Annotated in this window: 12 protein-coding genes; 8 read left to right on the top strand and 4 right to left on the bottom strand. The window is 46.4% G+C overall.

Going from position 1 to position 20,443, the window contains the following annotated elements; genetic code table 11:
• Nucleotides 1-499: 499 nt before the first annotated feature.
• The 4 genes from BUB18_RS13200 (at nucleotide 500) to BUB18_RS13215 (ending at nucleotide 5,055) form a co-directional block, all read left to right on the top strand.
• Nucleotides 500-1,885, top strand: a complete 1,386-nt coding sequence (locus tag BUB18_RS13200) for a cytochrome ubiquinol oxidase subunit I (protein WP_073081552.1) — start codon at nucleotides 500-502, stop codon at nucleotides 1,883-1,885.
• 10 nt (nucleotides 1,886-1,895) lie between these two features.
• On the top strand, nucleotides 1,896-2,930 hold the full coding sequence (gene cydB / locus BUB18_RS13205; RefSeq protein WP_073081555.1) for a cytochrome d ubiquinol oxidase subunit II: 1,035 nt from the start codon (nucleotides 1,896-1,898) through the stop codon (nucleotides 2,928-2,930).
• A gap of 459 nt (nucleotides 2,931-3,389) precedes the next feature.
• On the top strand, nucleotides 3,390-4,376 hold the full coding sequence (locus tag BUB18_RS13210) for a helix-turn-helix transcriptional regulator (RefSeq protein WP_073081558.1): 987 nt from the start codon (nucleotides 3,390-3,392) through the stop codon (nucleotides 4,374-4,376).
• A gap of 73 nt (nucleotides 4,377-4,449) precedes the next feature.
• Nucleotides 4,450-5,055, top strand: a complete 606-nt coding sequence (locus BUB18_RS13215) for a GyrI-like domain-containing protein (RefSeq protein ID WP_073081561.1) — start codon at nucleotides 4,450-4,452, stop codon at nucleotides 5,053-5,055.
• 145 nt (nucleotides 5,056-5,200) lie between these two features.
• Here the strand turns inward: BUB18_RS13215 and rnc are convergent, their stop codons facing one another.
• From rnc to BUB18_RS13230, 3 genes are all read right to left on the bottom strand, one after another.
• Nucleotides 5,201-5,875, bottom strand: coding sequence for a ribonuclease III (rnc, locus tag BUB18_RS13220; protein ID WP_245805661.1), 675 nt, complete (start codon nucleotides 5,873-5,875; stop codon nucleotides 5,201-5,203).
• 66 nt (nucleotides 5,876-5,941) lie between these two features.
• A complete protein-coding gene (gene fabF, locus BUB18_RS13225; RefSeq protein ID WP_073081564.1) occupies nucleotides 5,942-7,195 on the bottom strand; it encodes a beta-ketoacyl-ACP synthase II in 1,254 nt (417 codons plus the stop codon).
• Between the two features lie 23 nt (nucleotides 7,196-7,218).
• Nucleotides 7,219-7,455: an acyl carrier protein gene (locus tag BUB18_RS13230; RefSeq protein WP_012788038.1), complete on the bottom strand. Its 237-nt coding sequence runs from the start codon at nucleotides 7,453-7,455 to the stop codon at nucleotides 7,219-7,221.
• A 445-nt stretch (nucleotides 7,456-7,900) separates the two neighbouring features.
• Between BUB18_RS13230 and BUB18_RS13235 the strand changes: the two genes are divergently transcribed.
• The 4 genes from BUB18_RS13235 (at nucleotide 7,901) to BUB18_RS13250 (ending at nucleotide 15,094) form a co-directional block, all read left to right on the top strand.
• A complete protein-coding gene (locus BUB18_RS13235; RefSeq protein ID WP_073081567.1) occupies nucleotides 7,901-8,983 on the top strand; it encodes an efflux RND transporter periplasmic adaptor subunit in 1,083 nt (360 codons plus the stop codon).
• 15 nt (nucleotides 8,984-8,998) lie between these two features.
• Entirely contained in the window at nucleotides 8,999-12,118 is a 3,120-nt protein-coding gene (locus BUB18_RS13240; protein ID WP_073081570.1) for an efflux RND transporter permease subunit, read from the top strand.
• 20 nt (nucleotides 12,119-12,138) lie between these two features.
• Nucleotides 12,139-13,473, top strand: coding sequence for a TolC family protein (locus BUB18_RS13245; protein WP_073081572.1), 1,335 nt, complete (start codon nucleotides 12,139-12,141; stop codon nucleotides 13,471-13,473).
• A 100-nt stretch (nucleotides 13,474-13,573) separates the two neighbouring features.
• Nucleotides 13,574-15,094: a hypothetical protein gene (locus BUB18_RS13250; protein ID WP_073081575.1), complete on the top strand. Its 1,521-nt coding sequence runs from the start codon at nucleotides 13,574-13,576 to the stop codon at nucleotides 15,092-15,094.
• A gap of 58 nt (nucleotides 15,095-15,152) precedes the next feature.
• Here BUB18_RS13250 and BUB18_RS13255 read toward each other — a convergent pair whose 3' ends face one another.
• Nucleotides 15,153-20,432, bottom strand: coding sequence for a DUF6443 domain-containing protein (locus BUB18_RS13255; protein WP_073081578.1), 5,280 nt, complete (start codon nucleotides 20,430-20,432; stop codon nucleotides 15,153-15,155).
• Between the last annotated feature and the right edge of the window lie 11 nt (nucleotides 20,433-20,443).

A 20,443-nucleotide genomic window follows, 5' to 3' on the forward strand; every position in this document is an offset into this window, starting at 1 on the left:
ATTTATATTAAGTCCTCCACTTTGCTGGATAAAATTAAAGAGTCCTGCGGTTAGTCAGGACTCTTCTTACAGGTTATCACCAAAACAACCTATAATTTGAAATGCTGTGATGCTATATATTAAGGTAACACACAACAATACAGGTGTATTCAGAGGAAAGTAAAAACTCATTGAAAGGGCCCGGATGGAAATCGGGGCCCGCGCGTAATACCATTTATAAGATATTGTATTGTCATTTGCCAATCAAAATGCAGCATAAAGGTACCCCTGTGATCATGTCCATTCCTTTAGCCGATGTTAACGCCATAATACTATTTTAACAAACCTCAGCAAACACAGCATCCGCGGGCATTTTATCCGAAAAATATTTTGATTTTTTTTAGTGTGGGAAAACAAACAGTAAAAAACAGGCTTTATTAGGTTAAATTTAAAGAACCTGATAAACATCAGTTTCGTGGATGATCGATGTCAATAACTTTGTGCTATATCTGTAGAAATTATGCCGTCAGTTGAGATACTCTCCCGCATTCAGTTCGCCTTTACGGTGGCTTTTCACTACATCTATCCCCCGCTGAGCATTGGGCTGGGCCTGTGTTTGGTTATTATGGAAGGGATTTACCTGAAAACAGGTTTATTGGTATATCGCGATATCACGCGATTCTGGATTAAGATATTTGCACTCATATTTGGTATTGGTGTAGCCACCGGCATCGTGATGGAATTTGAGTTTGGTACCAACTGGGCTACTTATTCACATTACGTGGGCGATATATTTGGGAGCGCCCTGGCGGCGGAAGGTATTTTTGCCTTTGCGCTGGAATCGGGCTTCCTGGGGATATTGCTGTTTGGCTGGAACCGCGTGAGCAAAGGCGTTCACTTCTTTTCCACCATCATGGTAGCGCTGGGTTCCATTTTTTCCGCGCTGTGGATTGTGATTGCCAACTCCTGGCAGCAAACGCCCGCCGGCTTTAAGATTGAAGGGCACGACCTGGGCGCCAGGGCGGTGGTCACCGACTTCTGGGAGATGGTGTTTAACCCTTCCTCCGTGGATCGGTTTTCACATGTGATCATTGGTGCTTTCCTCGCCGGGTCGTTCCTGGTGATGAGTGTGGGGGCCTGGTATATATTAAAGGGCCGCTACCTCAAACATGCGCAGGCCATGTTTAAGGTAGGCCTGAGCGTGGCCGTGGTAGCGGCGCTGATGCAGTTGTTTACCGGTCACCGGTCCGCCGATTACGTCAGCAAATACCAGCCGGCCAAGCTGGCAGCCATGGAAGGGCACTATGATAGTTTAGCCGTTGCCGATATGTACATCGTTGGCTGGGTGGATAATAAGAAGGAACAAACAACAGGGATTAAAATACCCGGTGGACTATCCTTCCTCACGCACGGCAGCTTTAGTGCCCCTGTGCAGGGCTTGCGGGCCACTCCTCCGGCCGACAGGCCAGGGGCGGTAAACTTTGTGTTCCAAACCTACCATGCCATGGTAGCCATCGGCATCACTCTGATAGGGCTTACCCTGCTGGCATTGATTCTCCTTTGGAAAAAACAGTTATTTAATCACCGCTGGCTGATGTGGATTTTCGTACTGGCGGTACTGTTACCCCAAATGGCCAATCAGCTCGGCTGGTACGCGGCCGAAGTAGGGCGGCAACCCTGGGTGGTATACGGCTTGCTCCGCACCTCGGATGCTCTCTCCAAAAAAGTGACTGCTGACCAGGTACTATTTTCATTGATCCTGTTTACGTTCGTATATGTGTTACTGTTTGCCCTGTTCCTGTTTTTACTTAACCGTAAGATCAGCCATGGCCCGGACGTTACAGAAGAAGAGGAAACCGATAGCGAACATTTCTCCAAACGTAATATTGCTAACATACCATCTTAAATAACAGCGCATGGAAACAATTCTCGGATTAGATCTTCCTACATGGTGGTTTTTGGTGATTGGTGGCCTCATCACCGGTTATGGTGTATTGGATGGCTTTGACCTGGGCGCAGGCGCCCTGCATTTATTTTTTAATAAAGAAGAATCGAGGCGGCTGGTACTAAACGCCATTGGCCCCGTGTGGGACGGTAATGAAGTATGGCTTGTAATTGCCGGTGGTGCGCTATTTGCGGGGTTCCCGCTCGTATATGGGGTTTTATTCTCTACCTTTTACATCCCTTTCATGCTGTTCCTGGTATCCCTGATATTCAGAGCTATTTCCATAGAGTTCAGAAGTAAGGAACCCTGGGCCTGGTGGCGCAGGATGTGGGATATCAGCTACTGCGTATCCAGCATCTTCATCACCTTTCTGCTGGGTCTTGTGCTGGGCAACCTGATCCACGGCTTACCAATCAATAAACAACATGAATTTACCGGCAACCTGCTTACCTTCTTTAATCCCTATGCCATCCTGATTGCATTTACCACACTGTCCTTATTTATGTTGCACGGGGCTATATATTTGGTTATGAAGACGGAAAACCGGCTATATGCCAAACTCACCGTACTGGTGAACAATTGCAGCAAATTTTTTATCCTTTGCTTCATACTAACGTCTATGGCCACACTGATTTATGTACCGCATATGACACAGGCGTTTAAGCATCATCCGGAGTTATTTGTTTTACCGTTGATTGCCGTGCTTACGCTGCTGAACATCAAGCGGAATATTGACAGCAGGAAGTATTTCCGGGCGTTTATGTTTAGCTGTATTATTATGTCGTGCCTGCTGATATTGTTTGCAATAGGGCTCTACCCGAATATCATCATTTCTTCCACTGCCCCGGCAAACAGCATCAGTATTTATGCAGCGGCCTCTTCCAATAAGTCATTAAAGATCATGCTGCTGATTGCCGCGATTGGAACACCGCTGGTGATTTCGTATACCGTATTTGTGTTTTGGACTTTCAGAGGGAAGGTCAAATTAAACGAGATGAGTTATTAAAGGCCTAAGGCCTTTTTCCCACGCGAGTATATTTTCTCGCAAAGCATGTAAGCCGCAAAGAATTCTGTTATGTTGGTTAGGTCGGATTCAGGTCCGCCTTCGGCGGACCTGAATCCGTTTTAGGAGAGACCGAAGGTCTCTCCTAAAACAAACACCTGCTTACCTGCTTTGCAAGAAAAAAAGATCGCCAGGCCGAAGGCCTGAAACAAAGTTTGCTAAAAAAAACAGGCCCCCGCAAGAAATTGCAGGGGCTTACCATTTAACCTATATTCTGTACTGTAGCATCGATTTAATGATCTTTCAGGAATCCACTAGTTCTTTCATTCTCAAATTCTTACGTTCCCTGAAAGATTTGTTTCAATAATAAGACCCTTTACTTTCCAGAAAGTTTAATGCAATAGAAAAAAAATTTAAAAATAATTGCGACGTGCCCGACCTTAGTGGTAATATTCTACTCCCATGAACCGTATTGACCGACTTACAGCCATCCTAATCCAGCTTCAGGGCAAGCGGATAGTGAAGGCCGCAGAGATTTCTGACCGTTTCAATATCAGTTTAAGAACTGTTTACAGAGATGTGAAAGCCTTGCAGGAGGCCGGTGTACCGATAGGTGCAGAGGCCGGCACGGGCTATTATATAGTGGACGGATACCATCTGCCACCGGTAATGTTTTCCAGAGAGGAGGCCGCGGCACTCCTTACAGCTGAAAAACTGATGGAGAAATACAGCGACCACTCCAACGAAAAGCAGTTTGGCTTTGCCATGCAAAAGATCCGTTCCGTGCTGAGGGGCGGGGATAAGGACTACCTGGAGAACCTGGATGATAATATAGCCGTGCTGCGGTTTACCCCGCTGCATCTCCAGGACGACGCCTTCCCGAACCGCTTCCTCAGCGACATACAGGCCGCCCTGGGCAACCAGCAGGCGCTCAGCATGGAATACTTTTCCATCAAAGATGAGGCTGCCACCCGCAGAGAGGTGGAGCCGGTAGGCATATTCCACAGCGGCAACAGCTGGCATTTGATTGCCTGGTGCAGGCTGCGTAAGGGCTACCGCGACTTCCGGGCCGACCGAATCCGCAAACTGCAGCTGATGAGTGAGCGGTATGATAAGTCCAAACACGTGACGCTCAAGGAGTACCTGGAACAGCAGCACCGCGACCATGCCGAGGAACTGCAAGAATATAAAGTACTGATGGACAATGAAATGCTCCGTTACATCTCTGAACAGAAGTATTATTTCGGCCTGGTGTCTGAGAAAAACCTGGGCGATAAAACGGAAATGACGTTTATGCAAACGTCCCATGAGTACTTCCGGCGCTGGCTGATTACCTTTGGGAAATATGTGGAGGTGATATCTCCCGACCACATGCGTGATTCCATGTATCAGCTCGCTATGGAATTACATGGGCACTATATCGAAAAATACCCGCAAAAAACCTCCTGACATAAGGTTGTCACACCTGCTTCGTTGCTTTGTAATATCATTTAACCCATTGCTTCACTAAAACGACTGAAAAATGGAAAAACTGGATCTTACCAAAGCGTACAAAAGCTACTATACTGCCGGCAAAGCAGTAGAACTGGTGAACATTGAAGATGCCCTGTTCCTGGCTATCCCCGGGAAAGGCGACCCCGACGGCCCTGCCTTCGCCCAGGATGTGGAGGCCTTATACAGCATTGCCTATGCGATCAAATTTATTAACAAGGCGGCTGGGCAGGATTTCGTAGTCACCAAGCTGGAAGGCTACTGGTGGGTGGACGATACTGCCACTGACCCGCTGAAGGTACCGCGGCATTTATGGAATTATGAGCTGGTGTTGCGTTTGCCGGACTATGTGACTCATCAGCAGTTTGTGCAGGCGGTAACTACCACCGAAAAGAAGAAGAGTAACCCCAGGCTTCGTGCGGTGGACCTGAAGGAGATAGAAGGAGGTATGGCAGTGCAGATTATGCACACGGGGCCTTTCAGCGAGGAACCTGCCAGTTTGCAACAGCTGGATGCGTTTATGCGTGCCCGTCATTTGAAGTTCCATGGCCGTCATCATGAAATATACCTGTCGGACTTCCGGAAAACAGAGCCGGCAAAGCTGAAGACTATTTTACGGCATAGTGTAAGGCAATAAGCCTTGCTTTGGCAGTTGGCCCCGGGTAACTTACCCCTTGCTTTGCAATGGTCAGCAACAGCATTAGCATCTCCCTAAAACAAAAAAAAGCACTGTAAAGAATGTGTAAGCAGGAATAGCACGAATGGCTATACGGAAAGGAGGCTTAGTTCTCGTCGCCGAGGCCTAGTATCTGGATGGCCTGTGCGGCGGCTATCTGGCTGGCGTCTTTTTTATTAAAGGCTTTGCCGCTGCAGATGAGCTGGCCGTCTACCACGGCGCCTACGGTGAAGATGCGGCGGCCGTTGTCCATTTGTTCTTCCAGGAGTTCAAACTCAAGGGCTTTACCATTTTTATTGGCCCAGCCATAGAGTTTGTTTTTATGGTTCATTTCTACCGATTCGAGCTGTTCGAGGTCGATGTACGGCATAATGATCCTGCGATGAACGAACTGTTGTGTTTTGTTATAGCCTTTATCGAGATATACGGCGCCAACGAGGGCTTCCAGGGTATTTCCGAAGATCTGGGAAATTTTGAGGAAGCTGTTGTATTTATCGTAGATGGTGAGTTTGCGCAGCCCCATTTTGATAGCGATATCATTGAGTTGCTGGCGGTTTACGATTTTAGAGCGCATTTCAGTGAGGTACCCTTCAGTTTTGTACGGATACTTTTTGAAGAGGTAGTCGCCTACAATTGCTCCCAGGATGGCGTCACCGAGGTATTCCAGCCGTTCATTGCTTTCGAGAAACTTCTCTTTGCTGGAACGGTGGCTCAGGGCTACCTCGTAGAGAGCGAAATTACCTGGTGCGAATCCAAGTAAATTATGCAGCTCTTTATACAAGTGCCTTTTGTTGGATATAAGTCGATATAAAAATCCTGGCAGTAATTTCACACAATCAAGATCAGATCAAGGAACAAATTTTTTGAAAATAACAGAGGCGTTATGCCCGCCAAACCCGAAGGTATTGGAGAGTCCGGCTCTTACTTCTCTATGTTGTGCGGTGTTAAAGGTAAAGTTTAATCTTGGATCCAGCTGAGGATCGTCGGTAAAGTGGTTGATGGTTGGAGGGACAATGCCATGTATGATGGACAAGATCACAGCGATGGATTCAACCGCACCGGCTGCGCCGAGGAGGTGTCCTGTCATGGATTTGGTGGACGAGATATTCATGTTATATGCATGTTCGCCAAATACGTGCTGGACAGCTTTGATTTCGGCCACGTCTCCCAGCGGGGTGGAAGTACCGTGTACGTTGATATAGTCGAGATCGCTGGCCTGCATGCCTGCATCCAGGAGGGCCTGGGTCATTACATTGCGGGCGCCTAAACCTTCGGGGTGTGGAGCGGTGATGTGATATGCATCGGCGGTAGCTGCGCCACCGGCGAGTTCTGCATAAATTTTAGCTCCTCTTTCCAACGCGTGATCCAGGGATTCCAGTACCAGTGCACCGGCGCCTTCGCCCATTACGAAACCATCGCGATCGAGGTCGAAAGGACGGGAAGCAGTTTTAGGATCATCATTTCTTTCGGATAGGGCCTTCATGGCGTTAAAACCGCCAACACAAGGCTCATTGATGACGTTTTCTGAGCCGCCAGTGATCACCATATCCGCTTTACCGTAACGGATATTGTACATCGCCTCAATGATAGCATTGGTGGCTGATGCGCAGGCAGAAGCTACAGAGAAATTTGGCCCCCTGAAACCGTGGCGGATAGAAATAGAACCCGCTGCGATGTCAGTAATAAGCCTGGTAATAAGGAAAGGGCTGAAACGGGGAGTCCCGTCACCAGTATAAAATTCTTTCAGCTCGTTGCTGTAATTGATCATACCACCCACACCGGTACCCCAGATCACGCCGACACGGTCAGCATTGATCTTAGAAGCATCTATCTTGGCATCAAGGATTGCCTGATCCGCGGATATTACCGCTGTTTGGGTAAAGGGGTCCATTTTACGGGCCTCCTTTTTGTCCAGGTAGTTAGTAGGATCGAAATTCTTCAGTTCGCAAGCAAAACGGGTTTTGAACTTGGAAGCGTCAAATTGCCTGATATAATCCGCGCCGGATACACCGTTCGCCAAACCGTGCCAATAATCGGCCACAGTATTGCCGAGCGGTGTAAGAGCGCCTAAACCTGTAACGACAACTCGTCTTGGTTGCATTAAAACAATTCTGATTAGTAGGATTATTTTACGTGTTCTTCCAGGTAAGCAACTGCCTGGCCAACAGTAGTAATAGTTTCAGCTTGTTCGTCAGGAATGGAGATGTTGAATTCTTTTTCGAATTCCATAATCAGTTCTACCGTATCCAAAGAGTCAGCGCCTAAGTCGTTGGTGAAGCTGGCTTCAGGAGTTACCTCGGCTTCGTCAACGCCCAATTTGTCAATGATGATCTTTTTAACTCTTGATGCAATGTCTGACATAATTTTAAGTGTTTTTGGTTTAAAACTTGACTGCAAAAATATAATTTTTATTGAATTGCCAACAAGAAGGGGAAATTTTGTGGGCCCACCGGCCGCCAAAATCGCTGCAAAGCCAATACAGTGAATACTTTACGGATTTCCTGATTTTAAGATTTAATGATTTGAACACCCAAAAACACCCCTTATTCTTACCACTTATAAAATAAGAAGCCTATTATTTCCACTCAAACGTATTTTTGGCCACTTATCTAAACCCTTAACGCTAATTAACAGTTGCGGGGGTGCTAGTGCCTCATCCATTTATTAAATTTGTCAGGCTTGTGAGGAATGTTATCGTCGTTGGCCCATGCTTACGCGGATGACCTCCGGAGACCTGTGATGTGAACACGCTGTGGTTCTTCAGATCCCTCATGGTATAATCGAAATTCTAAACGCTAATCATTTAATGGCCAACACCAAACGTACGTTCCGCACCATTGCAATTGTAGGGATTGCTGGTATAGCTGCCTTTCTTGTATTTCAGAAGGTAACGGGCAAAAAAGCAGCAGAACCAGCCGCCGCCGCACCAAAAGGAGGCCCCGGCAAATCCCAGGTGATCATCGATGCATGGGTGGTAAAAACCGCTCCTATTGACCAGTTTATCGACGCCAGCGGAACACTTCAGAGTAACGAGGAAGTAGAAATCAAACCGGAAATCAACGGCCGGATCACACACCTTTATTTTAAAGAAGGTACCAATGTTAAAAAAGGGGACCTGCTGGTAAAGATCTATGACGAAGACCTGAAAGCGCAGCTCACTAAACTCAAATTACAGCAGCAGCTGGCCAAAACAACCCTGGAACGCCAGGAAAACCTCCTTAAAATCAATGGTATCAGTCGCCAGGATGTAGATGTTACCCGTAACCAGGTAAGCGCCTACGCCGCCGATATCGATTATACACAAACGCAGTTACAGAAAACAGAACTGCGCGCACCCTTCAGCGGCCGCCTCGGCTTACGTAACGTGAGCGAAGGCGCCATCGTGTCATCTGCCGTGGTAATCACCACTTTACAACAGATAGACCCACTCAAGGTAGACTTCACCGTACCTGAAAAATACCGGAACCTGATCAAAAACGGCGATAAAGTGAAATTTACCGTTGCCGGCGACCAGGACGACCATAACGGCAGCATCTACGCCATCGACCCGAAAATCGACCTGGCCACCCGCACCGTAAAACTCCGTGCCATCGTACCTAACAGCAGCGCTACCCTCTTCCCGGGTTCCTTTGCCCAGGTACGCATCAACTTAAAAGACCTGCCGGAAGCCATCATGATCCCTTCCCAGGCCGTTATTCCAGGAACCCGCGATAAACGTGTAATCGTTGCCGATAGCGGTAAAGCCAAATTTGTAGTAGTGGAAACAGGTATCCGCGACCAGAGCAGTGTTCAGATCGTAAGTGGCCTTAAACCAGGCGATACCGTTATCACCACCGGCATCCTGCAACTGAAGCAGGGCATGCCGCTGAAATACAATAAGATCCAATAACCTGATTATTTATATATGAGTCTGCCGTCCTTATCGCTTAAACGGCCCGTTCTGGCAATTGTGATGAATATCATTATCGTGATATTCGGTCTTGTGGGCTTTACCTTCCTGGGCGTGCGGGACTTTCCTGCCATCGACCCGCCAATCGTTAACGTGCGCACCTCCTATGCAGGTGCCAACTCCGATATCATCGAAACACAGATCACCGAACCACTGGAAAAACAAATCAATGGTATCGCAGGGATCAAAAACATATCTTCCAGCAGCAGCCAGGGTAGCAGTAATATTACCGTGGAGTTTGAACTGGGCCAGGACCTTGAAGCCGCCACCAACGACGTGCGCGACAAAGTATCCCAGGCACAGCGCAGCCTGCCGCCCGACCTGGACGCGCCGCCGGTAGTATCCAAGCAGGATGCTAACTCGGACGCCATCATCTCCATGACGGTGCAGAGCAACACCCGCAACCAGCTGGAAGTAACAGAATACGGCACCAACGTACTCCTGGAAAAATTGCAAACCATCCCCGGCGTAAGCCAGATACAGATATGGGGCGAAAAACGCTACGCCATGCGCATCTGGATGAACCCGGCCAAACTTTCTTCGTATAGCCTCACCCCCTCGGATGTGCAGGCCGCCCTCCAACGGGAAAACGTAGAGCTGCCATCCGGTAAAATCGCCGGTAACGCCACCGACTTCACCGTGCGCACCTTTGGCCGCCTCGTTAGTGAAGAGGATTTCAATAACCTGATTATTAAAAATGTAAACGGCAGCGAAATACGTATCCGCGACATCGGCCAGGCCGTACTCGGCCCGGAAAATGAAGAAACCGTGTTGAAAGAATCCGGCGTCCCAATGATCGCACTAGCCCTCATCCCACAGCCAGGTTCCAACTACGTAGCCATTGCCGATGAATTCTTCAAACGCTACGAACAGCTGAAACATGAGGTGCCGGAAGATATTTCCCTCAACATCGCCATGGATAATACCCGCTTCATCAAAAAATCAATTGAAGAAGTAGAGGAAACTTTAATCGTGGCGCTGGTACTCGTAATTATTATTGTATACCTGTTCTTCCGCGACTGGCTCATGGCCTTCCGCCCACTGATAGATATCCCGGTATCGCTCATAGGCGCCTTCTTTATTATGTACGCCTGCGGCTTTACCATTAACATCCTCACCCTCCTGGCCATTGTACTGGCTACCGGGCTGGTAGTGGATGACGGTATCGTGGTAACGGAGAATATATATAAGAAGATAGAGGCCGGGATGCCACGTATGCGCGCCGCCCGCGAAGGCTCTGAAGAGATCTTTTTTGCGGTTATCGCCACTTCCATTACGCTGGCATTCGTATTCCTTCCCATCATATTCCTGCAGGGCTTTGTGGGGCAGCTGTTCCGTGAATTCGGTATAGTGGTGGCCGGTGCGGTATTAATTTCCGCATTTGTATCTCTCACCCTGACTCCTGTATTAAACGTAAAACTGGGCCGCGATACCCACACCCATTCCTGGTTCTATACCAAAACAGAACCCTTCTTCCGGTGGATGGAAGATGGTTACAAAAACTCCCTCGATGCGTTTATGCGTTTCCGTTGGACAGCGGTGGTAATAGTGCTGGTATGCCTGGGTATGATCTATGGTCTGTTTAAAACGCTGCAATCGGAGCTGGCGCCGCTGGAAGACCGCAGCTCTTACCGCCTGCAGGTTTCTGCACCGGAGGGTACATCGTTTGATTACATGGATAACTATGTGGATAAACTCACGCAGTTCATGGCCGACTCCGTACCGGAGCGCAAAATTGTACTGAGTGTAACTTCTCCCGGCTTCAGTGGTGCAGGTGCGGTAAATAGTGCATTCGTTAACGTGATGCTTACCGAACCCAACGAACGTCACCGTTCACAGAAAGAGATCGTGAACATGGTGAACCGTAATATGAGCCACTTCCCGATGGGTAAAGTGTTTGCCATCGAGCAACAAACGATTCAGGTGGGCCGCCGTGGCGGTTTACCTATTGCATTCGTACTCGAGCATATTAACTTCGACTCCCTCTCTGCTGTACTGCCTGTGTTTATGGAAGAAGTGGGCAACAGCCCGGTGTTCCAGGGAACGGACGTGGACCTGAAGTTTAACAAACCGGAATTACGTATACACATCGATCGTAATAAGGCTACCCAGCTGGGTGTGTCTGTACAGGATATTTCACAAACACTGCAACTGGCGCTGAGTAACCTCCGCTATGGCTACTTTATCCGTAACGGTAAGCAATACCAGGTAATGGGCCAGGTGTTCCGCAGCGACAGGGACGACCCAATGGACCTGCAGAACCTATACGTGCGTAACAGTCGTGGTGAAGCCATTCAGCTCGATAACGTGGTAAGTATTGAGGAAGAAACCAGTCCGCCTATCATCTATCACTTCAACCGTTTTAAATCGGCTACTATCTCTGCGGGCCTTGCTCCCGGCAGAACCATTGGTGACGGTATCAAGGAAATGAACCGCATTTATGACAAGCTGAAAAAAGAGCATGTGCTGAATGATAACTATAGTACTGCTTTGTCAGGCGCATCACGCGACTATGCGGAAAGTGGCTCCAACACCATGTTTGCGCTTACACTGGCGCTGGTACTCATTTACCTGGTACTGGCCGCACAGTTTGAAAGCTGGATTGATCCGCTGATCATCATGATCACGGTGCCATTGGCCTTTGCCGGTGCGTTGTTGTCGCTCTGGATTTTTGGCCAAACCTGGAATATCTTCTCTCAGATTGGTGTAATCATGCTGATAGGTCTGGTTACGAAAAACGGTATCCTCATCGTGGAGTTTGCAAACCAGAAGCGTGATGAAGGACTGGCTAAGTCCGATGCGGTGGTACTGGCCTCTTCGCTGCGTTTGCGTCCGATTTTGATGACGAGTCTGGCCATGGCGCTGGGCGCGTTGCCGATTGCCATGTCGCTCGGTGCGGCGGCTACCAGCCGTATCCCGCTGGGTATCGTTATCGTAGGTGGTATCGTGTTTTCACTGGTACTCACCTTGTATGTGATCCCTGCGATGTACACTTTCCTGAGCCGTCGTAAGTCGGGTAATCCGGAGGAAGAAGAAGCGCAGGAATCCGAAACCATGATGGCAACGCATGCATAATTTATTTGTCTGGAATTAATATGAAAAGATATATAGCTAAAATTTGTTTGTCTGTTTGCTGTATCATAGCCACTACCACAGTGGCTATGGCACAGCGGGAAGTGCTTACCCTGGAGCAGGCAATAGATGTGGCGTTGAAAAACAACTACGATATCAGGCTGGCAAAAAATAATGCGGAAGTAGCGGCTAACGATTACGCCTATGCGAACTTCGCCTTTGCGCCGCGCCTGAATGCCACTGCCGGCACTAACTGGAGCAGCACTGCACTTAAACAGGAATTTGCCAATGGCACCAAACGTGATACCAGCGGTATTAAAAGCCGGGTGTTAAACGCCAGTGCCACGCTCAACTGGACTTTATTTGACGGGTTGAAAATGTTTGCCACCCGCGATAAAATTTCGGCGATAAAAGACCTCGGTGAGCTGGCCATTAAAGACCAGATTCAGAATACGATCGCCACGGTGATTGGTGGTTATTATAACATTGTACAGCAAAAACAACAGCTGAAAGCGTTAGCAGAGCAGATGTCCATCTCCCAGGAAAGAGTAACGTTATCGGATGCCAAATTCCAGACCGGGCTCGGACCGAAGACCGACCTGCTGCAATCGAAGGTGGACCTGAATGCACAGAAAGCGCTCTATCTCCGTCAGCAAACGGTGATTGAACAAAGTAAGGCGTTGCTGAACCAACTGATGGCAGTACCTACCAATGCTACCTTTTACGATGTCACGGACTCCATCCCCGTGACGGCTAACATCTCCCTTGGAGAACTACAGGAGAATGTAAATAAGAACAATACCACCTTAAAGGTACAGCAGCAGAATATTGCCATTTCAGCACTGGCGATTAAAGAAAGTCGCGCGGATTATTACCCGACCATTTCTTTTAACTCCATTTACTCCTTCAACAGGAATGTGGCCAATGCCGCCACCAACAACTTCAGCCCGAAATTCAACCGGAATAATGCTTTCAACTATGGTTTCACGGCAGCTATTCCGATTTTCAACGGCTTTAATGTAAAACGTCAGGTAAAGAATGCACAGCTGAATTACGACTTCCAGAAAATTACGATGGAGAATGTGAAATCGCAGGTGGAAGTATCACTGATTAATGCTTATAAAGACTACGACTATTACAAACAGGCGCTGGCGCTGGAAGAGGAGAACCTGGATCTCGCAAAGGAAAATATGATGGTAGCTTTGGAAAGATTTAAACAAGGCGTGTCCACTACAATAGAGGTTAAACAAGCACAACAAAGTCTGGAAGATTCTTACTACAGGCTGATTCAGGCGCGGTACAACACTAAACTTGCGGAAACTGAATTGAGAAGACTCAACGGATCGATTATTCAGTAGGTTAGTTGAGTTGAAAGGAAGGAGGCTATATCGGCATGATATAGCCTCTTTTTTTATCTAGTAACAGGATGTGGCATATTTGATTACTTTTAAATCACCTATGAACAGAAAACTTGTTTCCATCCTTATGCTGACAGGCCTTGCAGCCTGCACTACCCGTTCGGTACTGCCTTCCAGGGAAAAAATCGCTGCCCAGTTTATCACCATTGATACCCGCAGGGATACCACGTTAAAAATGAAAGATGGTCTGGAGATTATCATTCCGGCTAACGCACTGGCTGCGCCGGGGAATTCCGCCAGGCTGGAGGTTAGGGAGGCGTTGGATATCAGTACCATGATCAAAGGCGGCCTGGTCACTAAAAGTGATGGAAAACTGCTCAGCAGTGGTGGTATGTTTAAGATAGCGCCGGCATCCGATACCAAAGTGAGTATTAATAAGCCGATAACGGTGCGCGTACCTGCAAAAAAGATATCTGCCGGTATGCAATTGTATGATGGGGTGGAGAGAGATGGAGTGGTCAATTGGGAAAACCCAAGGCCGTTGAATGATAGCGCCGGGGAACCGAATAAATTAGGGGAGGAATTGTATAACACTTATTGTAAAGACTGCCACGTACCGCAAAACACGGATGGCACCTATCCTCCCATGACTTCGGTGGGGTTGGCATTGGTAGATAATGACCAAAAATACCGCGCAAAGCCATTATATGGCGTCATTGCCGACTGGAGATATGACACCGCAGCAATATTTGAATTTGTGCGGTGTAAGGATCGGTATCTGGCATCAGGTAAAATGCATTTGGGGTGCCGCTACCTCTCACCACATGATGTTAGTATATGCATGGGGATGAGCAATGGAGATCTTACCGCCATATTCGATTTCATTGAGTCAGATGGCAGAAAAAAGCATCCAATCCCGGAACCTGCTACACCTTGCGACAGCTGCGAATACTATCAATATCATCTTAACAATTTAAAAAGACTGGACACCAGTGATATCGCGCAGGAAGACTTTGTAACGCGAACGGACACACGTACTGCCGATACCATTCCAGGTGACTATAAGGTCACTGAAGCAGGTACCCAAAACGGCAAGCAGGCGAAAGCCTCTTACTACACTGTTAAAATCGACAACTTCGGATGGAAAAATGTGGATGAGGAAACCCGCAATATGGCGATGGCAGCACCCAGTAAATTAAGTGTTCAGGTAAACGGGCCATCCTTGCCTTCGATGCATATTTACCTGGTGATTCCACAGGATAAGATACTTTCTCCTGGTGGACTGCTGAGTGATGGCGTGTCATACGGTTTTTACGGGACCGACAGCACAGTATATCTACCACAACGAGCACCTGCGTATATATTTGCGATTGCAGAAGATCCGGATAAAAAGGAGTTTTACTTTGGGCATACCAGCTTCGTTACCGACTATACGAATAATCTGTCATTACAACTTCAGCTCTCTTCTCCGGAAAATTTTGAAAAATTTATACAGCAGGCGGGCGGGGCAACAGGTTTGAGTGCAAAGGTAGGAACGGTATCAAGTTCATCCCCTGCCGGCAGTAATACGAATCGCCTTGTAAGATATTATGAGGAGATGGTGGCAAAGCACTGTCGTTAGTGCGGTTGTGTAGCAGGTCCGTCTAATCTGAGTTTAGACGGACCTGATTGAAAAAATGCTATTTAGAATCTATCCATATATATGGGGTTTTGTCAATATACCGGATGCTGGCTTGTACTCCAAACATTCTTGATATCACTTTATTTAAATTCTTTATCCTTTCACGTAATAGCTTAACAGCGTATCTTTCAATGGCAGTACCTTTTGTTGTCACCACCATTTTATCATTGTCATCAAAAACAACATTCGGCTCTCTATTTCGTGGTATGATATAAGTAGGTGATCTGTTCTCAAAGAGTAACACAAGGGATCTCGTTGGCGTAATCAAAGCAGTGACAGCTGCCTGTCTAATCTTAATGAGTACATCATGATATATATTGATGTCCGTATAGCGCCCTCTCCCATAAAAGAGGATAGCTATCGGTGGCGTTGGTACCGGTGGTTTAGGTGGAGGTGGCACCGGATGAGGTCTTGCACCATCGCCCCCATTGCCTGGATGAATTTTGGAATAATCGATATCTATTGTAGGTATGTTTGCGCCTGGAAATTCACTCTCCAAATCACTGCCTGGATAATCAATTTCTAAATCAGGAGTTGGCTTTGTTTTCACTTCATGGATGTACCGCTTCTTTCTGGGATTGGGTTTAGGTTTAGGACCAGGACCTTTCGGCATAATAGATACATAGTGATCTGTCCAGTTACTTTTGCCATGATAGCTGGCATCCAGCTGTTTAGGCCGACTTAATAACAAGCCGGTAATGCGCAACATTTCATTAAAGATAGTATTGTTAGTAATAGCACAGGCAGTACTACCAGCCCCCTCTAATACGTTCATGTTCACATTGATGCTTATCCTGGAACTGAGGAATCCGAGGCCAGCCCCAATAGCGGCTCCTCCAAGGGCATACGCTCCTTTATCCTTACCGTTATTGGCAGCATACAAATACCCAACAGCAGTTCCGGCCGCCATACCTGCCGCGGAAGCCCAAAATTCGGGACCAGTCAGATTAAATGGATAATTACCTTCCGGGTCCCCAAAATTAACTGGATCATTAAAGTTTGCTGCATAAGGAGAATAGGACACCAGGCTATTCAGCTCCGGATCACGCTGCCACCATCTGCCAGTCTGGGGATCGTAATTCCGGTAGGCAACGTCATATACATCCAGGTCGAAGTCAGCTGTATTCTCCATACCGTTATACAGATAATTGTTGGTAAGTCTGTTCCCTGCCATACTGCTCAGGGCCCTTATTCCCATTCCAAAAGGGAAATAGGTATCTTCCTGTAGCAAGTGCCCACTGGTATGTTTAATAATCAGGTCATCAAAACAAACATCTACATCGCTTTCGTTATTAACATATATATACAGGTAACCATTCTTGCTGATGTCCATTGAACCGGTTAATTCGTTAATAACTCCCGGACTGGTTACTCTTTTGGAGGAACCATCTACCAATTTGAAGTTTTCATCAAAAAGTACATAATTCAGATATGCTTTAGGTACCGTAGAAGGCGGGTTACTGCTGTTACTATTCTGAACAAAGGTTTCAAAATCCTCTTTATTTAAGGTAATACCATTATTAATACCAGTTACAACGGAACTATGACCTGCCAGGGCAGTTACAGGGCCTAACATAGCATTTACCAACTGGTTTACTATTTCAGAAGGAAGGTTATCGGGAGTATTATTTGAAGAATTATTCTCCGCATAATAAGCATATACACCAAGTTCTACTTTATCACCGGCCATTACGCGAAGTACCTTAGAAGTTCCTACTCTCCTTGATGCATCCACATGATTCAGTTTCACAAATTTGCGGTTTGTACCGTTATAATCATAAAAAGGGTTGCCAGCCGGAATAACATCCACCTGTTGAGGAAAGCTGAACATCTCTCTTTCAGGAGCTGGTGGTGCAGGTGAAGGATTATCTTCATGAGATGCCCTATAGGCCATTTCTGTAGTTTCTTCCGTAAGAACGGTACGTGTATTATCCGCCTGATCACTAATAAAATAATCATACTTCAATTCACCTTGCGCATTCTTCCTTACTCTTCCGGAAGGATGGGAAAATAGCATCAGGACATCGTCTTTAAATACCAGGTCAGATAGGTAAGTATAGGTTGCTGAGGTGTTGCCGGATTTCACTATTTTCTGTAACTTATTGCCATTGGCATCGTAAACATACTGAATGCTTTTGGCGGGGTCGGCATCAAAGGTAATCAGCTCCGGCTTCGCATTAAACCTGTTATATTTAATGGTTATACCTCTATTCAGGTCACGGGTCATGTTACCATCTGCATCATATTGATATTCTGTAGAATTGTGTGCACCGTCGCTGAAATCGCCTTGCTGTTGATTACCAGCTGCATCTGCTATCGACTGAATTTTATTTGACCAGGCGCTGCCATCAAACCCATAGGAATATTGCAAATTATCCAATACTGTTTTATAGCTACCTGGGAGCATGCTGTGCTGTTTCAACTGTAGCATGTTTCCATTTTTATCATATGCAAGGTCACTTAGCTGAAAATCAGTTACCGCATTATTCCAGTTGCCTCCACTGTACTGTGTATAGTCCGCCTTTTTCAGGTTCCCTCCGGAGTAGTAGTCATATCCGTATGCATGCCACTCATCTTCATTTCCTTTCCTTCTCCAGGTAACACCAGATATTTTCCCGTCTTTTCTTGCATTGGTGAAGCCTTTATCGTACGAAATCTCCATACCAAAATAATGATTACCTGACTTATTCTTAGCGTAGGCGCTGTTTATACCGGTTAACCGACCAAGCAGATCATATTCATAATCAAGCGTTTCCAGATCACCAAGCTGGGTTTGTGTTAATTGATACAAATCGTTATAATCATAGCCTGTTACCTTTTTGGTAGTAGCTGTTGTCCCATTATAAATAGTGTGATACACCCCGGTGAGCGCATTGCTGGTATACTCGTATCGAATTTGTGTCTTTAATTCCGGAAAATCCAATGATTTATTATTACGACGAACACTATATGCAGATAGAATATTTCCTCCAAAATCGTATTGACCTGTAAGGATATCCGTCCCCCCGGTGATGTTGTCAGATTGTTGCTGTATACACCTGTCGTATTCATCATAAAACAGCGTAGTGGTTAACCACTGTGCCTTATCATTCAACTTTACCTTATACCCGGTGATCTGGCCTTTAGTATTAGGAGTGGGAGCCACTGGTACTGGATACAGTGCTGCACCTGGATTAAGCTGAAAATCGGTGTTAAACAGATGCGCCCCATTCCAGGAGTAATTATCATAATAATAGAAGACCTGCGGATCATATACAGCGGGGGTAAAACCTGAAATGTATGAAACAGTATATTGTTGTACCTGCCCGGGCAAATTCGGATCCACCACAAATTCGATCGTAGCATTTTCTTCTGTTTCAAATCCGGGAAACAGATTGATGTTTAATCCGGCGCTGTACCCAGGAATTGAAGGATCACGCTTATTAATATTCAACTCAGCTTGCGGAGGCAGTGTTATGCTTTGGTTGACGATCCTTGTGGTGGTATTGGCATTTACCAATGTTTGCAGTGAGGTTCTGGTTGCAGCCGGATCTGTATAAATACCGCGCATGACCGGGCGATCAATATTATCATATTGCAGGTAAACCCATTCACCCTTACCCTCTTCTTTTAAAGCAGGCGTCTGGTAGAAAACCGGCCTGTTTCTGAAATCATACACCCATTCAGTAGGCAAGGTAGCTCCAGGTGTGCGGCTATATATTACATTCCCTTTGTCATCTTTACAATATCTGTAGCAGAGCTCATCAAATACTTTAATCCCATTTCCGGTAAAATCCCAACTACCTGTAGTAGTACAATAATCTACCGCTTTGGGTGTAACAATTGCACGTAATTCCTGCATGTCATCATATACAAAATAAGTGCGTGCATTGTTAGCAGGCATATCCGCTCCCTGCACCTGTGTTGCCGTCATGATAACATTACCAGTACGATCTGTATAAGTATAGTTCTTATTATCGTGCGCATCTGTTATAACTGAAACAACAAGTTCACCGGGATTATAAAGTCCTGTACTAAAGGGTAGGTCATCCTGGTTGTCTCCGATGGCCCATATCCTTACTTCATCTTCCACTTTATTAAGTCTGCTTGCCGAACGACCACCTACATTGCTCCCAACCTGACCTATACCCGGACTCATAGACTTCATAAATCTTGGTGCTGACGATGCTTCAGTGACGATCTTTGAATAAAAGTAATTATCGTTATTGCCAGTTAAATTGGCATAAAAGGCTGGTTGTTGTGTTGCAACGTCTGTCTTTAAGGTGCCGGCAGTAGTTCCATCTGCTGTTGTCAGATAGGGCAAAAACTGAATCAGACGCCTGCCATATTGATCATGCTCATAAGGAGTAACCAGGTCTTTCCCGCTCTTACTCACTTTTACACTGACTTGTTGCAATGGCCTCAGAATGCCATCCACATAAGTATTAGTACGCATAAAATCCTGATTGGGAACTAGGCTTGTCTGATCGGGATTCCAGGTATTAACTCCGGGCTTGAGAAACAACACCTCCGACATTCCTTTTATATTGCCTGGCACCATATCTGTAAAGGGAGAAATCGCGACCACAGCTTCCGTACCTGTTAATGCAGTTAAAGCTGGCATATTTACTTCATTCCGTACCACAGCTACTTTTACAGTATTGGCATATACTGATATATTATCTGAAGTAGCTTTGCGGCGAAAATAGGTAGTTTTAGAAAGGGCAGGAGGTTGGTATCCACTAGCAGTTGCTCCCTGAATTACTGTCCAGGTCATCTCATCAACTGAAGACTCCCATATATAGGTAAACGTGTTATTACCACCCTGAGGATTACTTATACTACTTAAAGCCTGCGGTATAGCCCCAGGCGCAACTTCCTGGGAGGCAGCAATTGCCCCCCCAGTATAAGGTGCACTTACTTTCAATTGTACTGTATTGGAATAAGCAAAAGGCAGCGTTGGAGCTATCGCTCTCCTCCTGTAGAAGTAAGTTCCAACAGGAGGCACTACGCGTTGATAACCATTAAAGCTATAATCCGGAACCCAATTGACATTGTCCGTGGAAACCTCCATAAGAATCTGCGCAGATGCTGTTATTAAAAGACCTCTCTTATACGTTGCTGTCTGCGTATTTATAATATTGACCACATCACTGGTATTTGCTACCAACATACTTTTTTCAATACTTATGGTACCAGGATTCAGGTCGGTATATTGTGCACTGGCACGCTGAGATAAAAGGCCAATACCACTGATGCTAAGGATAAAGAATATATAATTGCTTAGGGATAATCGCATAATTTTTAACT

Origin of the sequence: Chitinophaga jiangningensis, from assembly GCF_900142605.1 — a bacterium.
GTDB lineage: Bacteria > Bacteroidota > Bacteroidia > Chitinophagales > Chitinophagaceae > Chitinophaga > Chitinophaga jiangningensis.